Origin of the sequence: Parafrigoribacterium mesophilum (genome assembly GCF_039652555.1) — a bacterium.
Lineage (GTDB): Bacteria > Actinomycetota > Actinomycetes > Actinomycetales > Microbacteriaceae > Parafrigoribacterium > Parafrigoribacterium mesophilum.
Genome location: NZ_JBDJAF010000001.1, coordinates 1946198 through 1969476, shown reverse-complemented (window position 1 = coordinate 1969476; position 23279 = coordinate 1946198). Strand labels below are relative to the sequence as shown.

The following is a 23279-nucleotide window of genomic DNA, read 5'->3' as shown; positions in this document are numbered from 1 at the left end:
GCTCACTAGCGCGAAATGCTTCTTCGGCACGCCTAGGAAGGAGCCTTAGTCGCAAGTGAGCGGATGCTAGGCCGCGGAAGACGCCCTACGCTCCAGGCGGCGTTCCTTGGCGCCCTCGACCAGGTAGTACAGCACCGGCAGCACCACGAGGGTGAGCAGCGTCGAGGAGACCAGGCCGCCGATCACCACGAGCGCCAGCGGCTGCGAGATGAAGCCGCCGTGCCCGGTGATGCCGAGCGCCATCGGCAGCAGCGCGAAGATGGTGGCCAGGGCCGTCATGAGGATCGGCCGCAGCCTGCGACTGGCGCCGTGCACGATCGCCTCGCCCACCGGCATCCCGCGGGTGCGGTACTGGTTGATCAGGTCGACCAGCACGATAGCGTTGGTCACCACGATGCCGACCAGCATGAGCACCCCGATGAGTGACGGCACGCCGAGCGGCACGCCCGAGATCACCTGCAGGATGATGCCGCCAGTGGCCGCGAACGGGATGGAGACCAGTAGCAGCAGCGGCTGGCGCAGGCTCTTGAACGTGGCCACCATGACTACATAGACGATGAGGATGGCCACCAACAGGGCGAGGCCGAGCTGGCCGAACGCGTCCGACTGCTGGGAGGCGACGCCACCGAGCTCGGCCTTGGCGCCGGCGGGCAGCGTCACCTTATCGACCGCCTGGGTGACCATCGCGGATGCCGTGCCGACATCGTCGCTCTTCGGGGTGACGCTCACGGTAGCCGACCGCAGCCCCTTGATGCTCGTGATGCTCGCCGGGCCGTTGACGGTCTGCACGGATGCGAGGTCGGACAGCGGCAGGAGTCCGGTCGGGGTGGGGATGGGGAACGCCTTCAGCTCGTCGACGCTGGTCGGGGTGGTCGCGTTGTTGATGTAGATGGACATCGACTTCTCATCGATGACGACCGAGCCGACCGCGCTGGGCAACATGGCCTGCGAGACGATGCCGCCGACGGCCATCTCGGTCAGCCCGGCGGTGGCGGCCTTGTCGCGGTCAACGACCACGGCGATGTAGGGCAGCGAGGCCGAGAGGTTGCTGGTCGCGGCGCCGGTGACGCTCAGGTCTTCGACCGACGCGAGGACGGCATCCGCCGCGGTGCGCAGCGTGGTGTCGTTCGGGGCGGTGATGTTGACCCGGATGTCGGAGGAAGCGAAGCCGGAACTCGCCGCGGACAGCGCGACGTCGCCGACCCCGGTCAGCTTCGACAATTCATTCCGAACCGTGGTCTGCAGGGCACTTTGATCGATGTCGGGATCGGTGGTGACCGAGAAGGAGATCCCGCCGCCGCCGCCGAACGCCGCGGCGAGCGAGCTGCCGCCTGAGCCGATCGAGGTCTGCACCGTCCGGACGCCCGGCGTTTCGCGCAGCGCCTTTTCGACGACAGTTGCGGCCGCATCCTGGGCATCCAAGCTGGCGCCGAGTGGCAGTTTCTGGGTGACGGTGAGGGTGTTCTGGCCGCTATCGCCGATGAAGTTCGTCTTCAGGCTGGGCACGAGGGCGACGGTGCCGCCTAACACGAGGAACGCAACCAGGATGGTGACGACGGGCCGCTTCAGGGTCCAATGGATCACCGGGAGGTAGCCGCGTTGCAAGCGGGTCGGATGCCTCAACTCCTCCTCCGCGGACATGGCATCGTGCCCACGACGGCTGGCCCTGGTCTCGGCGACGGCCGCGAGCGCGGAGGCCGGTAAAGCCGGCGCGGTCGATGCGGCCGGGTCGTCACCGGCCGCGGCCGGGTCAGTGGCGCCAGTGGCCGGCTGCTTCTGCTTGCCCAGGAACCAGTAGGCGAGCACGGGCACGATGGTCAGCGCCACGAATAGGGAGGCGCCGAGCGCGATCGTCACGGTGAGCGCGAACGGGCGGAACAGCTCCCCGGTGATGTCGCTGACCAGCGCGAGCGGCAGGAACACCGCCACGGTGGTGATCGTGGAGGCGGTGACCGCGGTGGCCACTTCCCGCACCGCGGAGGTGATGGCGCGCACCTTGGTGTCGCCGAGGGTCAGGTGGCGTTTGATGTTCTCGATGACGACGATCGAGTCATCCACCACCCGGCCGATCGCGATGGTCAGCGCGCCGAGCGTGATGATGTTGAGCGTGTAATTGGCGGCCTGCATGCCGATGAAGGTGATGAACACCGACACCGGGATCGAGATCGCCGTGACCAGGGTGGAGCGGATCGACATCAGGAAGATCAGGATGACGATGACGGCGAAGAACAGTCCGAGCAGTCCCTCGGTGGCCAGCGAGTCGATGGACTGCTGGATGAACGGGGCCTGGTCGAAAACCACCGTCAGCTTGGTGTTGTGGCCGAGCGCGTCTTGCAGATCAGGCACCAACGCCCGAACGGCCTTGGAGACGGCGACGGTGTTGCCGGCCGGCGTCTTGGTCACCGCGATGGTCAGCGACGGCTCCCCGTTGACCCGGGAGATGCCGGTGATCGGGCTGTCCACGATCGCGACGGTGGCGACATCCGCGATCGTGAGCGGCTCAGTCGAGTCGGGTGCGGTGCCCGGTGCGCCGGGCGCGGGAGCGCGCACCAGCGGGAGGGCGGCGATGTCCTCGGCCGAGCCCAGCCGGGAGCCCGCCTGTACGCTGAGCGTCTTGTCGCCCTCGGTGATGGATCCGGCGGGCAGCAGAGCGCCGTTGGCGGTCAGCGCTTCCCGGATGGCCTGCGGGCCGACGCCGACCGCGGCGAGCTTGCCGGCATCCGGTGTGATCGACACGCGCTGCCCGGTGGTGCCGAGCAGGCTGGCCTGGCGCACCCCCTCCAGGCTCTGGATGTCGGTGAGCGTTGAGCCCTGGATGGCGGCGGTGAGGTCGCGCGCGTCGAGGTCGCTGGTGGCGGCGATCTGCACGACCGGGAGGTCCTCGATGGATCCGGAGATCACCTGCGGGTCGACATCCGCCGGCAGCGCGCTCTTGATGCGGTTGATCGCGCGTTCGACCTTCTGCTCGGCCGAGACGAGGTCGGTGCCGTAGCTGAACGACGCGGAGACGGTGGAGCGGTTGGTGCTCGAGGTGGCGGTGGTGCTCTCCAACCCGTCGACGCCCTGGATCGCGGTCTCGATCGGGCCACTGACGTACTGGTCAACGACCGCAGGGGCGGCGCCCGGATAGGAGGTGACGACGACCAACTGCGGGAAGGTGAGCGAGGGAATCAGTTCCTGCTTGAGGGAGGTGAGGGCGATCGACCCGAAGACTCCGACGACGATGGTGACGAGCGCGATCAGGGCACGGTTGCGCAGGCTGAAGACGGAAAGCAGATGCACGGGGATTCTCTCTGAAAGCGGGTGCCGCCGACTACGGCGGACGAGGCACGGGACTCACTCCCGCCTCGTCGAATTATCGCATCAGGGCCTGGAGGGCAAGTACTCCCGCGGGATGACGTCTCACACGACTTCCGCCAGGAATGCCGATTCCGGGGCGGGCGCGTTGGACAGCGATTGCCACGCCGAGGCAAGGATGTCGACGGCGCGATCGGCCTCCTGTGGCGGGTAGCTGAACGGGATCCGCAGGAACCGCTCGAAGGCGCCGTCCAGACCGAAGCGGGGTCCCGCCGCGATGAGCAGGCCCCGGCTCCTGGCCGCGATGGTCAGCTGAGAACTGACCGGGGCGCCGAGGTTCGTCCACAGGGTGAGGCCGCCGGCGACATCCGGCACCCTCCAATCGGGGAACCGGCCGCGCAGGGCGGCGGTGAGATGGTTTCGTCCGGCCAGCAGCTGCGTGCGGCGGGTGGCGAGGATGTCGTCGTAGTGCCCCAGAAGGCGGGCGGCGATGAGTTGCTCCAGGATCGGGGTACCCAGGTCACCACCCGACCGGGCGCGCACGAGCCGCTGGATCAAGGCAGGCTCAGCCCGGATCCACCCGATGCGAAGGCCGCCCCACACCGTCTTGCCCAGCGAACCGATCGACACCGCCGCCCCGTGGGCGGCCAGCGGTGAATAGGCCGCGCCGTCCAGCGACAGTTCGGCCATGGTCTCGTCCGCGACCACGACCGTTCCTTCCCGGGCGGCGAGTGCGAGCATCCGTTGCCGAACCTCCGGCGGCATGGTGCTGCCGGTCGGATTGTGGAAATCCGGCATCAGGTAGGCCAGGGCCGGGCAAGTGCGCCGCAGCCCCTGCTCAAGGCCGGCGACGTCCCATCCCGTGTCGGTGGTGACGCTCACCGGTACCAGCCGAGCGCCGGTGGAGCGCAGTGCCTGAAAGGCGTGCGGGTAGCTGGGTGATTCGACCAGGGCGCTGTCGCCGCGGCCGAGGAGGGTGCGGGCCAGCAGGGCGATCGCGTGCTGCGCGCCGATGGTCACCATGATCTGCTCCGGCTGCGTTGGCAGGCCGCGCAGCCGGTAGCGTTCCGCGATCGCGGCGCGGAGCACCGGCACGCCGACCGGTTCGAAGCCGCTCCCGCCGAGATAGCCGGGAAGCTCCGCCGCGGCCTGCTCGGCAGCGGTCGCGATGCCCGGTGCGGCCGACACCGCGGCCTTCGTGAAGTCCAGGTAGTCGGCGGGGCCGGCATCCGCGGCCCCGGGGGCGCGCTCCGGTAGTCGGGCGACGCTTCCCGAGCCGCGCAGGCTGTGCAAGTAGCCGGCGTCCCGCAGCACGCCGAACGCGGAGCTGACGGTGGTGCGGCTGAGCTCGAGGTGCGCGGCCAACTCCCGCTCGGCCGGGATGCGGGTGCCCAGCGGGATGCGTCCGTCGACGATGAGCAGGCGGATGCGGTCGGCCAGCGCGGTATACGCTGGCGCTGACGTGGTCCCCCGCCAGTTCGCCAAAAGCGCGGCCAGCGCGCGTGCACTCAATGAGGCGAGAACGGCCCGAGACATCATGAGGCCACTATAGATAGATTGGCCTCTTGATATAAGGCCACTGATCATTTTGGATTGATAAGTGACTTCCCAGACTCCGCCGACTCCGCCGACTCCCGAGACCTCTCCGACTGCTCCGACTGCTCCGACTGCACAGTCTTCTTCTGCGTCTGCACCGAGAGCCGAGACCGGCTGGCAGCGCGCTCGCGGCAGCCACACCGGGCGAATGGTGCAATTGCTGCTCGGCCTGTTCCTGTACGGAATCGCCATCGCGATGATGATCCGCGCCGCCGTGGGCATCTCGCCGTGGGATTGCCTGGCGCAAGGCGTATCCCTGAAGACCGGCCTGGGCTTTGGCCTGGTGACCAACATCGTCGGCGGCTTCGTGCTGCTGCTCTGGATACCAATCCGGCAGCGACTCGGCATTGGGACCGTGCTCAACGCCCTGCTGATCGGCCCCAGCGCGGATGTCGGGCTCAGCTTCATCGCCGAGCCGTCCGCGCTCTGGCTGCGCATCCTGCTGTTCGCCGGGGGGCTGCTCCTGCTTGCCGTGGCCACCGGCCTCTACCTCGGCGGCCGCTTCGGCCCCGGTCCCCGCGACGGACTGATGACCGGCATCAGCAACAAATTCGGCTGGCCGATCTGGGCGGTGCGCACGAGCCTGGAGGTCACCGTTTTGGCGATCGGCTGGTTGCTCGGCGGCAACGTCGGCTTCGGCACGCTCGCGTTCGCTCTGCTGGTCGGCCCCCTGGTGAACTGGACCATGCCGTTGTTCTATATCCGGCCGCGTCTCGTCCCAGCCGACGACCTGAAACTGGGAGCGGAGCCGGCGCGCTAGTACCCGTCCGCGGGATCGGCGCCGGGCCGGACCAGGCCCGACTCGTAGGCGAGCACCGCGATCTGCACGCGGTCGCGCAGGCCAAGCCGGCCGAGCAGCCGGGACACATAGGTCTTCACCGTCGCCTCGCTGAGGAACAGTTCCCGCCCGATGTCCGCGTTCGACAGCCCGCGCGCGATCAGGCGGGCAACGTCGAGCTCGCGCTCGGGCAGGCCGGCCAGCGATGCCGGGAGCACCCCATCAAGCGGGGCGCGCGAGAACCGCTCCAGCAGCCGCCGCGTCACGGCCGACGCCAGCAGGGTGTCGCCTCTCGCCACCGACCGCACGGCGTGCACCAAGCCGTCGGGTGAGACATCCTTGAGCAGAAATCCGCTCGCGCCCGCCCGCACCGCCTGATACACGTACTCGTCCAGGTCGAACGTGGTCAACGCGAGCACCCGCGGCCGCGGATCGTCGCCGGCCAGCAGCACCGTGGTCGCCTCGATACCGTCCATGTGGGGCATCCGGATGTCCATCAGCACGACGTCGGGCAGGTGCACCCTGGCGAGGTCGATGGCTTCCTGGCCGTCGGCCGCTTCGCCGACCACCAGCATCCCGGCCCGCTCCAGGATCAACCGAAAGCCGCCGCGCACCAGCTCCTGGTCGTCAGCGACCAGCACGCGGATGGGCTGCACCCCGGCTTCGCTCACGACGACGCCACCGGGAGTTCGGCGCGCACGGTGAACCCCTGCCCGGCACTGCGCACCGTGTCGAGCCGGCCGCCGTAGAGCGCGGCCCGCTCCCGCATTCCGATCAGTCCGTGGCCCTCCGTTGAAGCGTGGCCGCCCGAGCCGTCGTCGCGGACCTGCACCACCACCGCGGCCTCCGTGTAGTCGATGGTTACTGTGGCCGCCGACGCCCCGGCGTGCCTGCGGACGTTGGTGAGCGCCTCCTGCACGATCCGGAAGGCGGCCAACTCGAGACCGGCCGGCAACAGGTGCGGCTTCCCCGCCACGGACACGCTGACGTCGAGGCCCGCCTGCCGTGCCTCCTCGGCGAGCGCCGACAGTCCGCCCAGGCCGGGCTGCGGGTGCAGCGGTCCGTCGCTGTCGTCGCGCAACATCGCCACCACGCGGCGCATCTCGCCCAGGGCATCCGCCCCGGTGCTACGGATGCTGGCCAGCGCCGTGCGGGCGAACGCCGGGTCATCGTCGACCACCTGTTCTGCGGCCCCGGCCTGCACCACCATGACGCTCACGGCGTGCGCGACGATGTCGTGCAGTTCGCGGGCGATCCGGGAGCGTTCGTCGGCGATCGCGCCGAGCATCCGGGTGCGACTCTCAGCCTCGATGTCGACGGCGCGACGGTGCGCCTCAGCCGCCCGGTGGTCCGCGCGGTGAACCAGTGAGCCGATCACCCACGCGAGTACGACAACCAGCCAGTGGAAGAAGATCTCGCCCGGCTCCTGCAGGACGGCCACACCGAAGTCGAAGAACAGCAGGCACGCGGCCGCGGCGACGCCCCCGATCACGGAGTCGCGACGGCTGCCGTGCCTGGCCACCGAATACGTGGCAATGACAATCGGCACCAGCTGGCCCCAGAACAGCACCAGGATCGGCTGGATGCTGAACGCCAGCGGCCAGGCGAGCAGCACAATCAGCGCGGTCGCCAGCGGCAACGCCCGACGCAGCGCCAGGGTGAGGCAGAGGATGACCGCAACAATGGTGCTGACCACGGGGTTCCCGGTGCCCACCACCGAGGGTAACGGCACCCAGATCTCGGCGACGCCGGCGGCCGCGAGGGCCAGCGCGAACGACAGGTCCACGACCCACTGGAGCATCCGGCGCTTCACGGGGCCAGCCTATCGACGGGAGGGGTCGGCGGCATCAGCCCACGGTTGACCGACCTGTCACCTTCCGGCTGATGACGCACACCCGGCACTCTCCCTAGCGTCGACTGCAGGTCGCCATCGCGACCATCAACCGAAGGAGCAACACATGATCACTGCCCGCTACGTTCGCGCCGCGGCCGCAATCAGCCTCGTTCTCAACGCGGTGCTGAGCGTCGTCGCCATCGCGCTGATGCCCGCCTTTTCCGCCTCCACTGTCACGTTCCTGAAGACGATCGACGCAGCAGGCAGCACCGCTTCCATCTCGGCAGCCGCTTTCGTGATCGCGCAGCTGCCGTTCATCATCGCCGTGCTTGGCCTCGCCCACCTGGCGGGCATCCGTGCCCCGATCATCGCGATCATCGGTGGCACGATCGCGGTGATCGGAGGATTCGGCCACGCCGTCTTCGGCGGCACCCAGCTGCTCCAGCTGGCGATGGCCGCGGACACCGCGAACCACGGCGTTTACGCGGGCCTGATCGACGGGGGGCTGCCGCTGCCGCTGACGATCCTGATGATGTGCGGCACCGCCGGCACCGTGCTCGGCATGCTGCTCCTCGGCGTCGCTCTGCTGCGCGCCAAGGTCGGACCCCGCTGGGTGCCCTACGCGATCTGGGTGTGGCTCGTCGTCGAGTTCGTCGGCAGCGGCATCACCGAATGGGCGACCCTCGCCTCCGGCCTGCTCTATGTCGGCACGCTGGGCGCGCTCGCGGTGACGGTGTGGCGCAGCCCGCTGGCCGTCTGGACTTCGGCGGCGGCGTCGGATGCCCGCGCCGCCCGCGCCGCGGAGTCGCTGACCGCCTGACAGCAGGCCCAATTGTTCCCGTTCCGGCTAACTGTTCCTGTTGCGCGGGGCACAATCAGCCGGAACGGGAACAGTTACAGGTTGCGGTCGGCGCTCACCCGGCTGAGCGATTGCTCAGGCGGCGGCAAACCTCTTGGCGGAGCGAGCCTTTGCCTTTTCCGCCTCAACCTCGCGATTCTTCGGAGGAGCGGAGCTCACCAGGTCCTCCAGGAGGTGCCGCGAAATGTGAGCGATCTCATCCACCGCGCGGTTGAACGCCTCTGCATTGGCCTTCGACGGCTTGGTTGAACCGCTGATCTTGCGGACGAATTGCAAGGCCGCTGCGTGAACCTCGTCGTCGGTTGCGGCTGGCTCGAAATTGTGGAGTGTATGGATGTTCCTGCACATGGCAACGAGGGTACCCGTTCGTCGCTTGCAGGTGAACCCTCGCCGGCCGTTTCGGGCGGGGAGGTTGAGCCGGGCAATAGTTCCCGTCGCGGCTAACTGTTCCCGTTCCGCCGGGCACACTTAGCCGGAACGGGAACAGTTACAGGTTGCGGTCGGCGTAGGCCGTCATCGCGTCGCGGACGAAGGTGGCACCCTCCGCACCGCCGTAGTTGGCGGCGAACCGCTCGTCGGCCACGTACATCTCGGCCAGCCCCACGAAGTATTCCTTCGTCGGTCCCGAGGCGCCGCCGCCAGGAGTACCGGGGATGCCGCGCAGCCAGTCGAATTGCCGTTGCGCGAGGGCCTGTGCCTCGTCGCTGGCGGGGTCGATCCGCGCCTTCGCCGCCTTGATCCAGTCGGCGCCAAGTTGCTGTTGGCGCTGCCGCCACTGCTTCTTTTCGGCATCGGTCATGGACCGCCACCAGTTGTCGCTGGTCGCGTAGGCGTCTTTGCCCCAGCGCTCCTCGACCTCCTCCCGATACTGGGTGTGATCGAATCCGTCGAACATCTCCTCTGCCATGAGCTGGCCTCCTCCTTTTAACTTGCCGATTGTCGACTCGACGGCGGCGATCTGTCGGTCGAGCCGTTCCTTCTCTTGGTGCAGCCACTCCAGGTGCGTGCTGAGTGCGTCCGCGTGCGCCGTCTGTCCGGCGAGCACCTCGGCGATCGCGGGCAGGCCGAGGCCCAGTTCCTTGAGCAGCAGGATGCGCTGTAGCCTGGCCAGCGCCGCCTCGTCGTAGAAGCGGTAGCCGTTGCTGCCCACGCGGCTGGGCGCCAGCAGTTTGATGTCGTCATAGTGACGCAGGGTGCGGCTCGTGGTGCCGGACAGCCGTGCGATCTCGTGAATCGACCACTCCATTCGCTCTCCCTTCGTCCTGGCTCTTACCGGGCTCAAGAATCACGTTACAAGTTGACGCTGCGTCAATGTCAAGCCATTCTGACGCCGGCATCCGCTTTCATCATTCAGGAGGGCGTGTGGCCAAGGTGACGGATTATGGCTACTGGGATCAACATCCGTCGCATTGGTCGCTGCGGTCACACATGCTCCTGAATAATGGAAGCCGGCGTTCGGAACCGATGGCTAGAATCTGGCTCACGTTGGACTGGCGAAAGGGTCACCCATGCAACGCTCGAAGCTGATGCCGTGGGCAGCGGCCGCGCTGGGAGCGGCCATCGCCCTTGGGGCGCCGGCGGCCGCGATCGCGGAACCTCCGGTCGATCTCGGAGGGGCCTACGTTGTCGATGCTGCGGGGGCCGTCGAAGGGCAACAGGCGGAAATCACCGACGCGCTCAACCGGCTGACCGCCGACACGAACGTGCAACTGTTCGTCGTCTATGTCGACTCGTTCGATGGGGTGTCGCCGGGGCAGTCGTGGGCGGATGCGACGGCCGAGCTCAACGACCTCGGCAACGGCGACGTCCTCCTGGCGGTTGCGGTCGAGGACCGCAACTACCAGCTCTCCTATCCGAACGGCTTCAAGCTGAGCGAGACCGAGACAAGAGAGATCGAGAGCAAACTCATCGAGCCGCGTCTGAGGGCAAACGACTGGGCCGGGGCAGCCATCGCCGCCGCCGACGGCCTGCGTGAGAAGATCACCGCTCCCGGCTTCCCGTGGGTCTGGGTGATCCTCGGTGTCATCGTGATCGTCGCTCTGGCGCTCTTGATCCGCTCGCGGGTGCGCAGGAGTCGCTCGGTCGCGGCCCAGAAACTGAGCCAGAAGCAATTGGACCAGCGTGCCGGCATCCTGCTCGTACAACTCGACGACGAGATCAGGACGAGCGAACAGGAACTCGGCTTCGCAGTCGCCCAATTCGGGGATGAGGCGGCGAAGCCGTTCGTCGCAGCGCTCGCAGAAGCCAAGGAGAAGGCCCGCACGGCCTTCGAGTTGCGCCAGAAACTCGATGACGCTTTTCCCGAGTCGGCGGATGAACGTCGAGCGATGACGCTGAAGATCGTGGAACTGGCGGAAGCCGCAGACGCAGAACTCGACGCCCAAGCTGACGCGTTCGATGATCTCCGTGCGCTCGAGAAGACGGCACCCGAGCAACTGGTGACGGTGCGGGCCGCCGCCGGCAACGCCAGCTCCCGATTGGCGGATGCCACCAGAACACTCGCGAGCCTCGAACAGGAGTATTCGGCCGCGGCGGCGGCGCCGGTTGCCGGCAATTCGAAGCAGGCTTCTGACCTCCTGGCCTTCGTGACCACCAGCGCTTCCGAAGCCGACCAGGCGCTCGACGCCGGACAAGCCGGCCGGGCCGCCGTCGCCGTCCGGGCCGCTCAAGCCGCGGTCGGTCAGGTGACCCAGTTGCTTGACGCCGTCGACCGCGTGGCCGCCGACCTCGGTAAGGCGCATGCCGCACTCGGCACCGTGGTCAGCGATACCGAGCAGGATCTCGCCGCGGCTCGCGCCCTCCCGGAGGGCGATCCCCGGTTGGCGTCGGCGATCGCGGCGGCAGAGGCGGCGGTCACGGCGGCCGCAGCCGGAGACAACCCGATAGCCGGCCTCACCACTTTGCAGAAGGCGAACGCCCAGCTGGATGCCGCGCTCGCCTCCGTGCGGGAGGAGCAGGAGAAGGTGCGCCGGGCATCCGCAGCCCTCGACCAGGCGATCTTCAACGCACGCGCAGAGATCTCGGCAGCACACGACTTCATCACGACCAGGCGCGGCGGGATCGGCGACACCGCGCGCACGCGCCTGTCCGAGGCGATGCGCCACTTGGACGGTGCGGTCGCGGTGGCCACAAGCGACCCGGTCACCTCGCTTTCGCAGGCCCGGGCCGCGGCGAACCTCGCGCAAAACGCTCTCGCCAGCGCGCAGGACGACCTGCAGCAGTACTCCATTCCCGGCCTGGGCGGCATGGGGGGCGGGTACGGCCGCGGCAATATCGGAGCGGACATCGGCGGTGCGATCCTCGGCGGCATTATCGGCGGAATGCTCAGTGGCGGCGGACGTGGTGGCGGCATGTTCGGAGGCGGCAGGCGCGGTGGCGGCATGTTCGGAGGCGGCGGCGGATTTGGCGGCGGAGGGTTTTCGGGCGGAGGTTTCGGCGGCGGGTCGCGAGGCGTTTCAGGTGGCCGGCGCAGCAGCGGTGGCCGGTTCTAGACCCTCAGTGCAGGGGCGGCGAGCGCAGGCTCTGACCACGCGGGCCGCACATCCCGAAGGATGCCAGTCCGCTGGGAAAGGGTTGCGCGGGGCACAGACGCGATATATCGTGAATCCGACGTAAACGCGATATATCGCGATCGGCATCCGGTCGGATGCACAGCGAGACGTAATCCCCCAAGGAGACACAAATGGCACAGGAAAAATGGATGATCGACGGTGAGAAAACCATCGACATCGAATCGGTCCGCAACCTGAAGATCGCCATGATCGGCGGCCAGGTGGACGTGATCGGGCACGACGAGCCCGGCGCCAGGGTCGAGGTGCATTCGGTGGACGGCAAGCCGCTGAAAGTCACCCTGGACGGCGACACGCTGGAAATCGACCACCCGCAGCTGAGCTGGGACAACTTCATCGACGTGTTCATGTCGTTCCGTGGCACGGCGCGGGCGGATGTCAGCATCATGGTGCCCAGGGACGTCGCGCTGAAATTCGGCGTGATCTCGGCGAAGGGTCTGATCAGTGGACTGACCAAGAACGCCAAGATCAGCACGGTGTCCGGCGACCTGGTGATCGATGATGTCGCCGCAGATCTCGACCTCAACGCGGTCAACGGCGAGGTCGCGGTGCGCGGCCACCGCGGCAACATCGTCTCCCACACGGTCAGCGGCGACGTGACCGTGAGCGGCGAGATAAAGCGTTTCCATTCGGATGCGGTGTCCGGCGAAGTCTTCCTCGACGTCACCGGCACTCCCGAGGAGGTACGGGTGAAGAGCGTATCCGGCAACGTCACCGTGCGACTGGCCGCCGGTGTGGCCGCTCAGTACCGCGTGAACACGATCGCGGGCCGACTGCAGCTGGACGACTCGGAGATCCGCGGTATCCGCGGCCAGTACACCGGCAAGTTCGGCGAACTCGACGGCCGCTGGCTCGACTTCAACGCCAGCACCGTTTCTGGAAACATCTCGGTGCTGCACGGAGCGGAGGTGTCGGCATGAAGGCCCCGGTTTTCGCGCACGGCCACCTGCGGCTGTACCTACTGAGCCTGCTGGCTACCGAACCCATGCACGGCTACGAGCTGATCCAGGCGCTGGAGAAGCGCTTCGGCGGCACCTACATCCCGAGCGCCGGCACGATCTACCCGCGGCTGGCGAAACTCGAGGACGAGGGCCTCGTCGCCAAGACCACGGACGGGCGCAAGACGGTCTACGCGATCACGGATGCCGGCAAGGCTGAGCTGGACGAGCGCCAGTCGGAGCTGGACGGCATCGAAAGCGACGTGACCGACTCGGTGCGGCGCCTGGCGGACGAAGTGCGCTCCAGCGTCAACTCCGCGATGCGCAGCCTGCGGGCCGACCTGGCGGCATCCGCCCGCGAGGCACGCCGCGAGACGCACCAGCCCGGTCGCAGCGAGCACACCGTGCACACCGACACCACGCGCGAGGTGAGCAACGAGCAGTTGCGCGCCGCCGAGCTGGTGATCAACGAATTTCGGCACCAGGTGCGCGCCGACCTGCGCACGCTGGCCGCGCGTGGGCAGGTGTCCAAGGAGACGGTCGCCGAGCTCAAGGACCAGCTGACGGCGGTGCGGGAGGGCCTGCGCGGTTGATGACGCCTGCCACTCAGTGATGCGCGAGCCAGGCCGGGTCAGCGCAGCGCGGCCTGCTCGGTATCGATGCGAGTGGTGACCCCGGTGGCCAGGATGGTGCGGGTCGCGTCGATGGATCCGTAGATCCAGAGGATGCGCATCCGCTGGCTGCCGGATGCGTTGCGGAAACGGTGCGGCACCTCCGCGGGCACGATGGTGGTGTCGCCGGCGACGAGCGCGGTCTCGACGCCGGCGATGTCCACCACCGCCTCGCCCGCCAGGATCACCACGCTTTCCAGGCAATTGTGGCGGTGCAGCGGCAGCGCCGCTCCGGGCTGGAAGCTGGTGACCCCACTGAGGAAGGTTGCGGCGCCACGGCCGCCGGTGACCAGCGGCACGGTGGAGACACCGGACCCGCGGTCGAGGGCGGGCAGCGTTGCCGGATGCAGGATGATCGAGGCAGCGGGGAGGGGAGCTGCCGCCTCGGTGTCGTCTGGCATGGTGATCCTCGTTTCTGATCGGTGTTTCGGGCGGTGATTCTGGTCGGTGTTCTCTGGTCGGCGTTCTCTGGTCCGGCGTTGTCAGTCCACGGCGGGGGCGATGGTCGGGTCACCGGGCTTCTCCGTATCCCGCACAGCGGCGCCCGGCCATACCGCTACGGCGAGCGTGGCACCGGTGATCACCAGCACACCGGCGGCTCCGGTGGCGGCGGCGAACCCGCCGAGCAGGGCGGGCACCACGGTTTGGCCGAGCCGGTTGCTGGCCAACCGCAACGACATGGCGAGGCCGCGGGAACCGGACGGCGCCAGCTCCGAGATCCAGGACATGGTGATCGGCTGGCAGGTGCCGATCGCGAATCCGTACAGCGCGGCCATGCCGATGAGCCAGCCGCCGACCAGCGGGAGTGCCATGGCGCCCACTCCGATCGCGGAGAAGGCGATGGACCAGACCAGCAGGGCGCGGCGGCCCAGCCACCGCACCATCCTGCCGAGGAAGAACCGGGAAATCATCGAGAACATCGACCGCACCGCCAGCATGGTGCCCACGATCACGGCGGTAAGGCCGCGCTCGTGGCCGAGAGCCGGAATGTAGGCCAGGAAGAGGTCCACAGAAGACAGCACGATCGCGCTGGCGAGCAGTGCTTTCGCCAGCCCCGGGATGCGCAGCAGCACACCGGCGGTGCGCAGCATCCCGACCCGGTCGCCGGATCGCATCCGCACGGTGCTTTTCATGAACAACGACACCGCGAGCATCACCGCGCCGATGCCCGCACACACGATGAACACGAGCGTGAGCGGCGGGGTGGATACCGTGCCGCCGGGCAGCGTCAGCAGCAACGGCCCGAGCGTCTGTCCGAGGGCCGCGGCGAACGCGTAGAGCCCGAACAGCGAGTCGGCACTGCCGGCACCAGGGTTGTTGGCGAGCAGCGCCTGTTCTCCGATCACCGACAGCAGGTGACCGATGCCCAGCAGCACGGTGGCGAGGAAGATCAGCCAGATGACCGAGCCCGCCAGTGCCGCGCAGCCGGCCGCCGCGATGACCGCGACCGACCCGAACACCAGGGATGGTCGTTCGCCGAGGCGGTCGACCGCGTGGCCGGCGGGTAGCGCGAGCAGCAGCGCCGGCACCGCGAACGCCGCAGACACGATGCCGAGCAGGGCCGGAGCGCCGCCGGCGTCGAGAACCGCGTACGACAGTGCCGGCCGTGCCGCATAGGTGATCACCTGGATGAGCACGGCGTGCCCCAGCACCAGAAGGAGGGCGCCGCGCCCGGTGGGCCGCATCCGGGTCACGCCGCGCCCTGGCCCGCCGCCTGCACCTTGCGCAGCACCAGTTTCAGGACACCGCCGTGCCGGTAGATCTCTCGCTCGCGGGCGGTGTCCAGCCGCACGATGGCGCGGAATTCGGTACCGTCGGCGCGGATCGTGACCTCGGTCCCGGCGGCGTCGGTGAGCCGGTCCAGGCCGAGGATGTCGAACGTTTCGCTCCCGGTGAGCCCGAGACGCTCGGTGCTCTCCCCCGGCCGGTATTGCAGCGGTAGCACGCCCATGCCGATGAGGTTGGAGCGATGGATCCGTTCGAAGGACTCCGCGAGCACGACCCGCACACCGAGTAGTGCCGGTCCCTTCGCGGCCCAGTCGCGGGAGGATCCGCTGCCGAATTGCGCGCCGCCGAGCACCAGCAGCGGGGTGCCGGCATCGCGATAGGCGCGGGCTGCTTCGAAGATGGTGCGCACCTGGCCGGCCTCGGCGAAACTGGCGGTGACGCCGCCCTCCACCTCCGGCACGAGTTTGTTGCGCAGCTGCCCGTTGGCGAAGGTGCCGCGCATCATCACCTCGTGGTTGCCACGCCGGGAGGCGTAAGTGTTGAGCTGGAACCGCTCGACGCCACGGTCGGTCAGGTATCGCCCCGCCGCGCTGGCGGCCGGGATCGCGCCGGCGGGGCTGATGTGATCGGTGGTGACGGAGTCGCCGAGCGACACCAGCACTCGTGCGCCGCGGATGTCGGTGAGCAGTTCGGGCTCGGCGCGCATCGCCTCGAAGAACGGCGGTGGACGTAGGTAGTTGCTGGTCTCGTCCCAGTCGAACGTGGCACCGGTGGGCGCGTCCAGGCCGGTCCAGCGGTCGTCGCCGTCGAAGATGTCGGCGTAGGCGCGGGCAAACATCTGGGGGTCGATGGCGGAGCCGACGATGGCATCGACCTCCTGGCCGGCCGGCCAGAGGTCGCGCAGGAACACCGGGGCGCCACCCGGGGCGTGGCCGAGCGGGTCGTTGACCAGGTCGATGTCCATCGTGCCGGCCAGAGCGTACGCCACGACCAGCGGCGGTGACGCCAGGTAGTTCATGCGAACATCCGGGTTGATCCGGCCCTGGAAGTTGCGGTTGCCGGAGAGCACCGATACCACCGTGAGGCCCTCGCCGCGCACCGCGTCCTGCACCTCGGTGATCAGCGGGCCGGATGCGCCGATGCAGGTCATGCAGCCGTAGCCGGCGAGGTGGAAGCCGAGCCGCGCCAGGTCGCCGGTCAGGCCGGCGGCGTCGAGGTAGTCGGTGACCACCCGGGAACCTGGGGACAGCGTGGTCTTCACCCACGGTTTGCTGGTCAGACCCAGCCTGGCCGCTTTGCGCGCGAGGAGGCCGGCGGTCACCATCACCGTGGGGTTGGACGTGTTCGTGCAGGAGGTGATGGCGGCGATCGCGACGGCGCCGGGTGCCAGCTCGTGCTCCTCGCCGCCCAGAGTGACCCGAGAGTTCCCGTTCCGGCTAGTTGTGGCCGGCGCAACGGGCACAGTTGACCGGAGCGGCAACTTTTGGGTCTCGGCAAGCGCGGCGCGGAACGCCGGCTGTGCCCGATCCAGCGGCACCCGGTCCTGCGGGCGCCGCGGGCCGGCCAGCGACGGCCGGACCGTGCCGAGGTCCAGCTCGATGTCCTCGGTGTAGGCCGCGGATGCGTCGGGCCGGTGCCACAGGCCTTGTTCCTTCGCGTACGCCTCCACCATGTCGACCCGCTGGGCGGGGCGGCCGGTGAGCCGCAGGTAGCGCAGCGTCTCGTCGTCGATGGGGAAGTAGGAGCAGGTCGACCCGAACTCGGGACTCATGTTCGCGATGGTGGCCCGGTCCGGCACGGAGATGCGGCCGACCCCCTCGCCGTGGAACTCGACGAACTTGCCCACCACCCCGTGCTGACGCAGCAGCTCGGTGATGGTGAGCACAAGATCGGTGGCGGTGGAACCGGCCGGCAGCGCCCCGGTAAGCCGGAACCCGACCACCTCCGGCAGCAGCATGTTGAAACTCTCCCCCAGCATCGCCGCCTCCGCGTCGATGCCGCCGATCCCCCAGCCGAGCACTCCCAATCCGTTCACCATGGTGGTGTGCGAGTCGGTGCCGAGGCAGACATCCGGGAATGCCCATCCGTCCCGGTTCTCGACTACGCGGGCGAGGTGCTCCAGGTTCACCTGGTGCATGATGCCCTTGCCCGGCGGCACGACCCGGAACTGGCGCAGCGCACCCTGCCCCCAGCGCAGGAACCGGTAACGCTCGGCGTTGCGCTCGTACTCGATCTCGGTGTTGCGCGACGCGGCCTCCGGTGTTCCGAACACGTCCGCGATCACGGAGTGGTCGATCACCAGCTCGGCCGGGAGGAACGGATTCACGGCTGCCGGGTCCCCGCCGATGGTGCGCATTGCGTCGCGCATCGCCGCCAGGTCGACCAGCGCCGGCACCCCGTTCGTGTCGTGCAGGAACACCCTGGTCGGCGACAGGTCGATCGCGGTGGCGAACGAGTCCGGCGAACCCCAGAGTAGCGTCGCCTCGATCTGCTCCCGGGTGACCCGCACGCCGTCCTCGGCACGCAGCAGGTTCTCGAGCAGAATTCGGATGCTGTAGGGCAGGTGGTCTGGAGCCAGGCCGGCCAGGCGCCGGAGGCGATAGCGCTCGGTGCCCACGATCAGCTCGCCGGCGGTACCGAAGCTGTCGAGCCGTGGTACTGCGGATGGTTCAGCCATGGTCGAGCAGCTCCGTGGACGATACCGTCTCGGCATAGGTGTTGACGTGGCTGCCGGGCACGACGCAGCGCGCGGATACCTCCCGCCAGGCCGGGTAGTGCGCCGCCTGGCGGTGGTCCTCACGGAATGCCGACTCGGACGCGTACACCTCGTAGAGGTGGAACCGGTGCGGGTCGGTCGTCGAGCGCAGGATGTCGAAGGTCACAAACACGGCAAAGGTTCGCTCAGTTGCGCCTAAGGGTCCTTCCGGGGGGCCGGGAAGGTGCTCAAGGCGCAAGTCAACGTCGAACGCCACCCCGCAGGACGCGGCGAGCGCCCGCAACTCGGTGATCGTCTTACCCGGCAGCAGGATGCCGTCCCGCCGGCCGATGGCCTCCGCGCGGGTTTCGAGCTCCCCCGGATAGAACACCTCGTCAAAGCCGGGCGCCAGCGGTACCGCCTTCGTCGTGGCGATCAGCTCGCTAAGCTTCCGCTCGAACTCGGCCGGGTCGATCATGGCATCCACGCGCAGCGCGATGGCGAGATGGCCGCAGCCGCTGCGCCCCTGGGGCAGGTACGGGCCGATCACCGCCGTGGCGAACGAACTGCCGGTGAGCACGCCGGACAGCACGTCCATCATGAATGAGATGCCGTAACCTTTGTGCCCTGCGGCCGGTTGCAGCAGCCCGTCGATGGCGGCGGCGGGGTCGGTGGTCGGCCGGCCATCGCCGTCGGTGGCCCAGCCGGTCGGGATGCGTTCGCCACGCTGGGCGGCCGCGTAGATCTTGCCCCGGGCGACGCCGGTGTTCGCGATGTCGAGCACCACCGGCCCCCGCGCGCCGCCGGGAACCGCGATCGACCACGGGTTGGCCCCCACCGTTTTTTCCCGACCGCCCCAGGGCGCCATGGCTGGGCTGCCGTTCGTCGTGAGGATGCCTACGCAACCGGCCTGGGCCATCCGTCGGGTCCAGTACGCAGCGGTGCCGAAGTGGTTGCTGTTCCGCACCGCCACCACGCCGACTCCGTGCTGCCCGGCGCGGCGTGCGGCGTCGTCACACGCGGTCGCCGCAAGTACCTGGCCGACGCCTTCATGTCCGTCGAGCACGGCGAGCGCGCCCCGGTCGACCGCCCACGATGGCGCGGTCACCGCGGACATCGCGCCCGAACGCAGCCGCGCCGCATACCAGCCCAGGCGCAACATGCCGTGCGAGGGGTGGCCCCACAGGTTGGCGGTGACGAGGCTGTCCGACACCAGTGCCGCATCCGGCTCCGGAACGCCGAGCGCCGTGAGCACGCGCGTGCCCAGTGCGGCCAGCGGCGCTGCCTGGACCCGGTATGAGGTCATTGGAACTCGTCGCTGGCCGTGCCCACGGCCGCCAGGATGGCGTCGATGACGGCCTGGCCGAATCCGCTCGTGGTCGCACTGCCGCCGAGGTCGGCGGTGGCGGTTCCGGAGCGCACCACCGCATCCACCGCAGCGTCGATGCGGGAGGCGGCAGCCAGCATCCGCGCGTCGGAGTGCTTTCCGCCGAGCCAGCGCAGCAGCATCGCCCCGGACAGGATGATCGCGATCGGGTTGGCGATGTTCCGGCCGGCGATGTCCGGCGCCGAACCGTGGGCGGCCTGTGCCATGGCCACCGTGTCCGAGTTGTTGATCGACGGCGCGAGGCCGAGCGAGCCGGCGATCTCCCCGGTCAAGTCCGAGAGGATGTCGCCGAACATGTTCTCGGTGACGATGACGTCGAACTCGTTAGCGCGGCGCAGCAGGTGCACCGTCATCGCATCGATGTGGAAGTCGTCGACGGTGACCTGCGGGTAGTCGGCGGCAACCTCGCGGCACACCGACCGGAACAGTCCGGTGGTGAGCATGAGCACGTTGGCCTTGTGCACGATCGTGACATGCTTCCTGCGGCGCATTGCCCACTCGAACGCCTCCACGGCGATGCGGCGGGTGGCCGCCCTGGTGACGATGCCGTGCGCGATCGCGACGTCCGGGGTGGGCATGAACTCGCCGGTGCCAGCGAAGGTGTTGCGGTCGGCGTAGAACCCCTCGGTGTTCTCCCGCACGATGACCAGGTCGGTGCCCGGCACGATGGCATTGCCGCCCTCGAACGACTTCGCGGGCCGGATGTTCGCGTACAGGTCGAAGTGTTTGCGCAGCGTTCCGCTCGGGTTGAGCCGCGACCGGTGCGGCTCCGGGTAAGAGACGCTGTCGTGCGGGCCGAGCACCCAGGCGTCTTCGAGCGCGAGCGCCTCCAGTGTCTCTTGCGGCACCGGGGTGCCGTGCGAGTCGATCGCGGCCCGACCGAGGGGCAGGGTTGTCCACACGATCGGCGCGATGCCGGATACCTGCACCGCGGCATCCATGCACGCGGTGGCGACCGGAACGATTTCTGGGCCGATCGCGTCACCGAGCAGCACCCCGAGCCGGTAACTCCGCACGGCGCTCACGGCGCCACCGTCATCAGCTCTTGGGCCTCCTGCGACGGAATGGTGGCTCCCGGGTAGACCAGCGCGTCCTCTGGGTTGAACACGAGCCGCACGTCACCGTCCAGCCCGCCGTTGCCGGACACCACCTGCACGACGATGTTGCCCAGCTTGAGTCCGTATTCGTAGCGGGAGCCGACGTAGGCGCGGGTGAGCACCTGGGTGTCGAGCACGTTCCCACCGCTGACGGAAGCGCCCTTCGGGGTGATGGTGAGACGTTCCGGGCGGATGGCGACGGTCACCTCGTCGCCGGCGGTCAGCGGCGTGGGCGTCGCCACCGTGACGATCATGCCCGAGCTGTCCAGCCGCACGTCCGCACTGGTGGGCGACGCGGTCACCACGCGGCCGATCAGGAAGTTGCAGCTGCCGACGAACGCGGCGACGTGGGCGCTGGCCGGATGCTGGTACACCTCGACCGGAGTGCCGACCTGCGCCATCTGGCCGTCGAACATCACCGCGATCCGGTCGCTGAGCGACAGCGCCTCGTCCTGGTCGTGGGTGACGTAGACGGTCGTGATGCCCAGGTCCACCTGCAGGCGCTTGAGCCAGGCCCTGGCCTGCTCGCGCAGCTTCGCATCCAGGTTGGACAGCGGTTCGTCCAGCAGCAGCACGCCGGGCGAGTAGACCAGTGCGCGGGCCAGAGCGACGCGCTGCTGTTGACCGCCGGAGAGCTGGTGCGGGTAGCGGCTCTTCAGGTGCGCCAGCCCGACCTTGTCCAAGGCGTCGTGGATGCGCTCCGCCTTCTCGGCGCGAGGCACCCGGCGGATGTTCAGCGGCATCGCCAGATTCTGCTCGATGGTCATGTGCGGCCAGAGCGCGTAGGACTGAAACACCATGCCGAGGTTGCGTTCCTCCGGGGGCACAGTGAGCTTCGTCGACGTGTCCACGAAGGTGGTGTCACCGACGGTGATCGATCCGCTGGTGGGGTCTTCCAGACCGGCGATGCAGTTCAGGGTCGTGGACTTGCCGCATCCGCTCGGCCCGAGCAGTGTGAAGAACTCGCCGTCCTCGATCGTGAAGGTGATGTCGTTCAGCACCGGGACGTCGCCGAAGACTTTCGACAGTCCTGCTACGCGTACCTCAGGCATCCTGATGTCCTTTCATGAAGATGCTGGCCACCGCGACGAAGACCGCGGAGATGACGATCTGGATGGTGGCGAGCGCCGCCACCGATCCGGTGTTGCCTTGGACCCACAGCTCGAGCATCGTGGTGCCGATGACGCCGGTGTTGGCCGAGGCGAGGAACAGCGCCGCTGAATACTCTTTCATCATCGTGACGAACACGAGGATGAGCGAGCCGACGAACGCGGGCACGAGCAGCTTGCGCAGCACCCGGAAGAACGCGCCGAGCCAGTCGGCTCCGGAAGTGCGGGCGCCGTTGTCCAGCTCGGCGGCGATTTGCATCACCGAGGAGGCGATCGAGCCGAATCCGGTGGGCAGGGCGCGCAGCCCGAACGCGATGATGATCGCGGTGAGGGTGCCCTGGATCAGACCGCCGCCTGGCATCAGCGCGAACGCCCAGAAGAAGCCGATACCGACGATGATGCCGGGAATCGCCTGCGGGGCCAGGGAGAGGTATTCGATCGCGCGGGCGAACCGGAACGTGGAGCGCCGGGCCACCAGCACCGCGAGCAGTGCCAGGCCGCTGATCAGCACGGCGCCGATCAGCGACACAACGACGCTGTTGGTGATCGACTGCACGTAGGTCGCGAAGGTGAACACCCGCTCGTAGTTCGCCAGGGTCAGCGTCTTGAACGGGCTCTGCAGCGGCGTGAAGATCAGCGTGAACGAGCGGAACACCAGGCCGAGCATCGGCAGCAGGGCACCGAAGACGACATAGAAGATGATGACGGCGGTGGCGACCCAGCGCACCCAGCCCAGCTCGAGCAGCCTGGGCCGGGTGGCCTTGCCGCGCACCGAGACGAACCGCTGCGCGTTCTTCAGCACCTTGGCCTGGATGACGACGGTGAGCACCGTGACGGCGAGGATGATCGTCGAAGCCGCACCCAGGATGCCGTAGTTCGGCCGGATAGATTGCAGTCCGTTGGTGTACAGGAAGGTGGAGAACACCTCGATGCGCACCGGTGTGCCGTAGAGCAGCGGCACGCTGAGCGTCTCCAGCGACATCGAGAACACCAGGATCGAGCTGTAGACGATCGGCGGGCGCAACATCGGGATCACCACGCGGAACAGGATGCGCAACGGCCCGGCGCCGCACACCTGCGCGGCCGACTCGAGCGAGGCATCCGCTTTGTGCAGCGCGTTGACGCAGAACACGTACGCGATCGGTGCGAGTCCGACGGCCTCGGTGACGGCCATGCCGGGGATCGTGTAGAGGTTCCACGGCACGGTGCCGATGAGTTGCCGCACCTGCACGCTGATGAAACCGGCCGGCCCATACAGGGTGATCCAGCCGAAGCCGAGGATCAGGGTGGAGATGAAGAACGGCCACTGCATGGACAGGCCGAGCAGCCGGCCGAACGGCAGCCGGGTGCGCACCACGAGCACCGCCATCGGCACGGCGATGACCAGAGTGAGCACGGTGGTCAACACCGCGAAGATCGCGGTGTTGACGATGACCTGCCCGAACCCGGCGTCGGTGAACAGGTGCACGTAGTTGTCGAAAGTGAGCAGGCCGCCTGGTGCGTACAGCGGCCGGTCCAACGCCGACTGGTAGAGGATCGGCACGATCGGCGCAATGACGAACAGCGCCAGGATGACGAAGACGGCGTACTGCAAGGCGAGCCCGCGGCCGACGCCGAAGACCCGAGGGTACTTCGGCGCCGGCAGGGCTGACCGGGAGCCGGGCGCCGCGGGGCGCCGGCCGGTGGCGGGGCCACCATTGGTCAGAATGGCCATGATTTCC

Annotated in this window: 18 protein-coding genes; 5 read left to right on the top strand and 13 right to left on the bottom strand. The window is 68.4% G+C overall.

Annotated features, from left to right (window positions below):
• Window positions 1-66: 66 nt before the first annotated feature.
• Window positions 67-3282, bottom strand: coding sequence for an efflux RND transporter permease subunit (locus ABFX56_RS09420; protein WP_346232987.1), 3216 nt, complete (start codon window positions 3280-3282; stop codon window positions 67-69).
• A gap of 120 nt (window positions 3283-3402) precedes the next feature.
• Window positions 3403-4836 (bottom strand): MocR-like transcription factor YczR, encoded by a 1434-nt coding sequence (gene yczR / locus ABFX56_RS09415; protein ID WP_346232986.1) that lies wholly within the window; start codon window positions 4834-4836, stop codon window positions 3403-3405.
• A 205-nt stretch (window positions 4837-5041) separates the two neighbouring features.
• On the opposite strand from yczR, the gene yczE reads away from it, so the two are divergent.
• A complete protein-coding gene (yczE, locus tag ABFX56_RS09410; protein WP_346232985.1) occupies window positions 5042-5653 on the top strand; it encodes a membrane protein YczE in 612 nt (203 codons plus the stop codon).
• Here the strand turns inward: yczE and ABFX56_RS09405 are convergent.
• Both ABFX56_RS09405 and ABFX56_RS09400 read right to left on the bottom strand, forming a co-directional pair.
• Window positions 5650-6342, bottom strand: a complete 693-nt coding sequence (locus ABFX56_RS09405; protein ID WP_346232984.1) for a response regulator — start codon at window positions 6340-6342, stop codon at window positions 5650-5652. The two genes, yczE and ABFX56_RS09405, sit on opposite strands and share 4 nt — an antisense overlap.
• Window positions 6339-7484, bottom strand: coding sequence for a sensor histidine kinase (locus tag ABFX56_RS09400; RefSeq protein WP_346232983.1), 1146 nt, complete (start codon window positions 7482-7484; stop codon window positions 6339-6341). Before ABFX56_RS09400 ends, ABFX56_RS09405 begins: the two co-directional genes overlap by 4 nt.
• A gap of 145 nt (window positions 7485-7629) precedes the next feature.
• On the opposite strand from ABFX56_RS09400, the gene ABFX56_RS09395 reads away from it, so the two are divergent.
• Window positions 7630-8325 (top strand): hypothetical protein, encoded by a 696-nt coding sequence (locus ABFX56_RS09395; protein ID WP_346232982.1) that lies wholly within the window; start codon window positions 7630-7632, stop codon window positions 8323-8325.
• 114 nt (window positions 8326-8439) lie between these two features.
• Here ABFX56_RS09395 and ABFX56_RS09390 read toward each other — a convergent pair whose 3' ends face one another.
• Window positions 8440-8712 carry a DUF2277 domain-containing protein gene (locus tag ABFX56_RS09390; RefSeq protein WP_346232981.1) on the bottom strand — a complete coding sequence of 91 codons (273 nt, stop codon included), beginning with the start codon at window positions 8710-8712 and terminating at the stop codon, window positions 8440-8442.
• A 139-nt stretch (window positions 8713-8851) separates the two neighbouring features.
• Window positions 8852-9610 carry a MerR family transcriptional regulator gene (locus ABFX56_RS09385; protein ID WP_346232980.1) on the bottom strand — a complete coding sequence of 253 codons (759 nt, stop codon included), beginning with the start codon at window positions 9608-9610 and terminating at the stop codon, window positions 8852-8854.
• 262 nt (window positions 9611-9872) lie between these two features.
• Here ABFX56_RS09385 and ABFX56_RS09380 point away from each other — a divergent pair, with 262 nt between their 5' ends.
• From ABFX56_RS09380 to ABFX56_RS09370, 3 genes are all read left to right on the top strand, one after another.
• Window positions 9873-11855, top strand: coding sequence for a TPM domain-containing protein (locus ABFX56_RS09380; protein WP_346232979.1), 1983 nt, complete (start codon window positions 9873-9875; stop codon window positions 11853-11855).
• Between the two features lie 191 nt (window positions 11856-12046).
• Entirely contained in the window at window positions 12047-12853 is an 807-nt protein-coding gene (locus tag ABFX56_RS09375) for a DUF4097 family beta strand repeat-containing protein (RefSeq protein ID WP_346232978.1), read from the top strand.
• Window positions 12850-13464, top strand: coding sequence for a PadR family transcriptional regulator (locus ABFX56_RS09370; RefSeq protein ID WP_346232977.1), 615 nt, complete (start codon window positions 12850-12852; stop codon window positions 13462-13464). The genes ABFX56_RS09375 and ABFX56_RS09370 overlap by 4 nt, the downstream gene beginning before the upstream one ends.
• 38 nt (window positions 13465-13502) lie before the next feature.
• Here the strand turns inward: ABFX56_RS09370 and ABFX56_RS09365 are convergent, their stop codons facing one another.
• The 7 genes from ABFX56_RS09365 to ABFX56_RS09335 all read right to left on the bottom strand — a co-directional run bounded on the left by ABFX56_RS09365 (window position 13503) and on the right by ABFX56_RS09335 (window position 23272).
• Window positions 13503-13943, bottom strand: a complete 441-nt coding sequence (locus ABFX56_RS09365; RefSeq protein ID WP_346232976.1) for a cupin domain-containing protein — start codon at window positions 13941-13943, stop codon at window positions 13503-13505.
• Between the two features lie 81 nt (window positions 13944-14024).
• Window positions 14025-15227 (bottom strand): MFS transporter, encoded by a 1203-nt coding sequence (locus tag ABFX56_RS09360; RefSeq protein WP_346233186.1) that lies wholly within the window; start codon window positions 15225-15227, stop codon window positions 14025-14027.
• Window positions 15228-15232: 5 nt separating this feature from the next.
• On the bottom strand, window positions 15233-17947 hold the full coding sequence (gene acnA / locus ABFX56_RS09355) for an aconitate hydratase AcnA (RefSeq protein WP_346232975.1): 2715 nt from the start codon (window positions 17945-17947) through the stop codon (window positions 15233-15235).
• Complete coding sequence (locus ABFX56_RS09350; RefSeq protein ID WP_346232974.1) at window positions 17940-19271, bottom strand: Ldh family oxidoreductase; 1332 nt, start codon at window positions 19269-19271, stop codon at window positions 17940-17942. Before ABFX56_RS09350 ends, acnA begins: the two co-directional genes overlap by 8 nt.
• On the bottom strand, window positions 19268-20377 hold the full coding sequence (locus tag ABFX56_RS09345) for an isocitrate/isopropylmalate dehydrogenase family protein (RefSeq protein WP_346232973.1): 1110 nt from the start codon (window positions 20375-20377) through the stop codon (window positions 19268-19270). The genes ABFX56_RS09350 and ABFX56_RS09345 overlap by 4 nt, the downstream gene beginning before the upstream one ends.
• Window positions 20374-21501 carry an ABC transporter ATP-binding protein gene (locus tag ABFX56_RS09340; RefSeq protein ID WP_346232972.1) on the bottom strand — a complete coding sequence of 376 codons (1128 nt, stop codon included), beginning with the start codon at window positions 21499-21501 and terminating at the stop codon, window positions 20374-20376. Before ABFX56_RS09340 ends, ABFX56_RS09345 begins: the two co-directional genes overlap by 4 nt.
• On the bottom strand, window positions 21494-23272 hold the full coding sequence (locus ABFX56_RS09335) for an ABC transporter permease (RefSeq protein WP_346232971.1): 1779 nt from the start codon (window positions 23270-23272) through the stop codon (window positions 21494-21496). The genes ABFX56_RS09340 and ABFX56_RS09335 overlap by 8 nt, the downstream gene beginning before the upstream one ends.
• Window positions 23273-23279 lie beyond the last annotated feature (7 nt).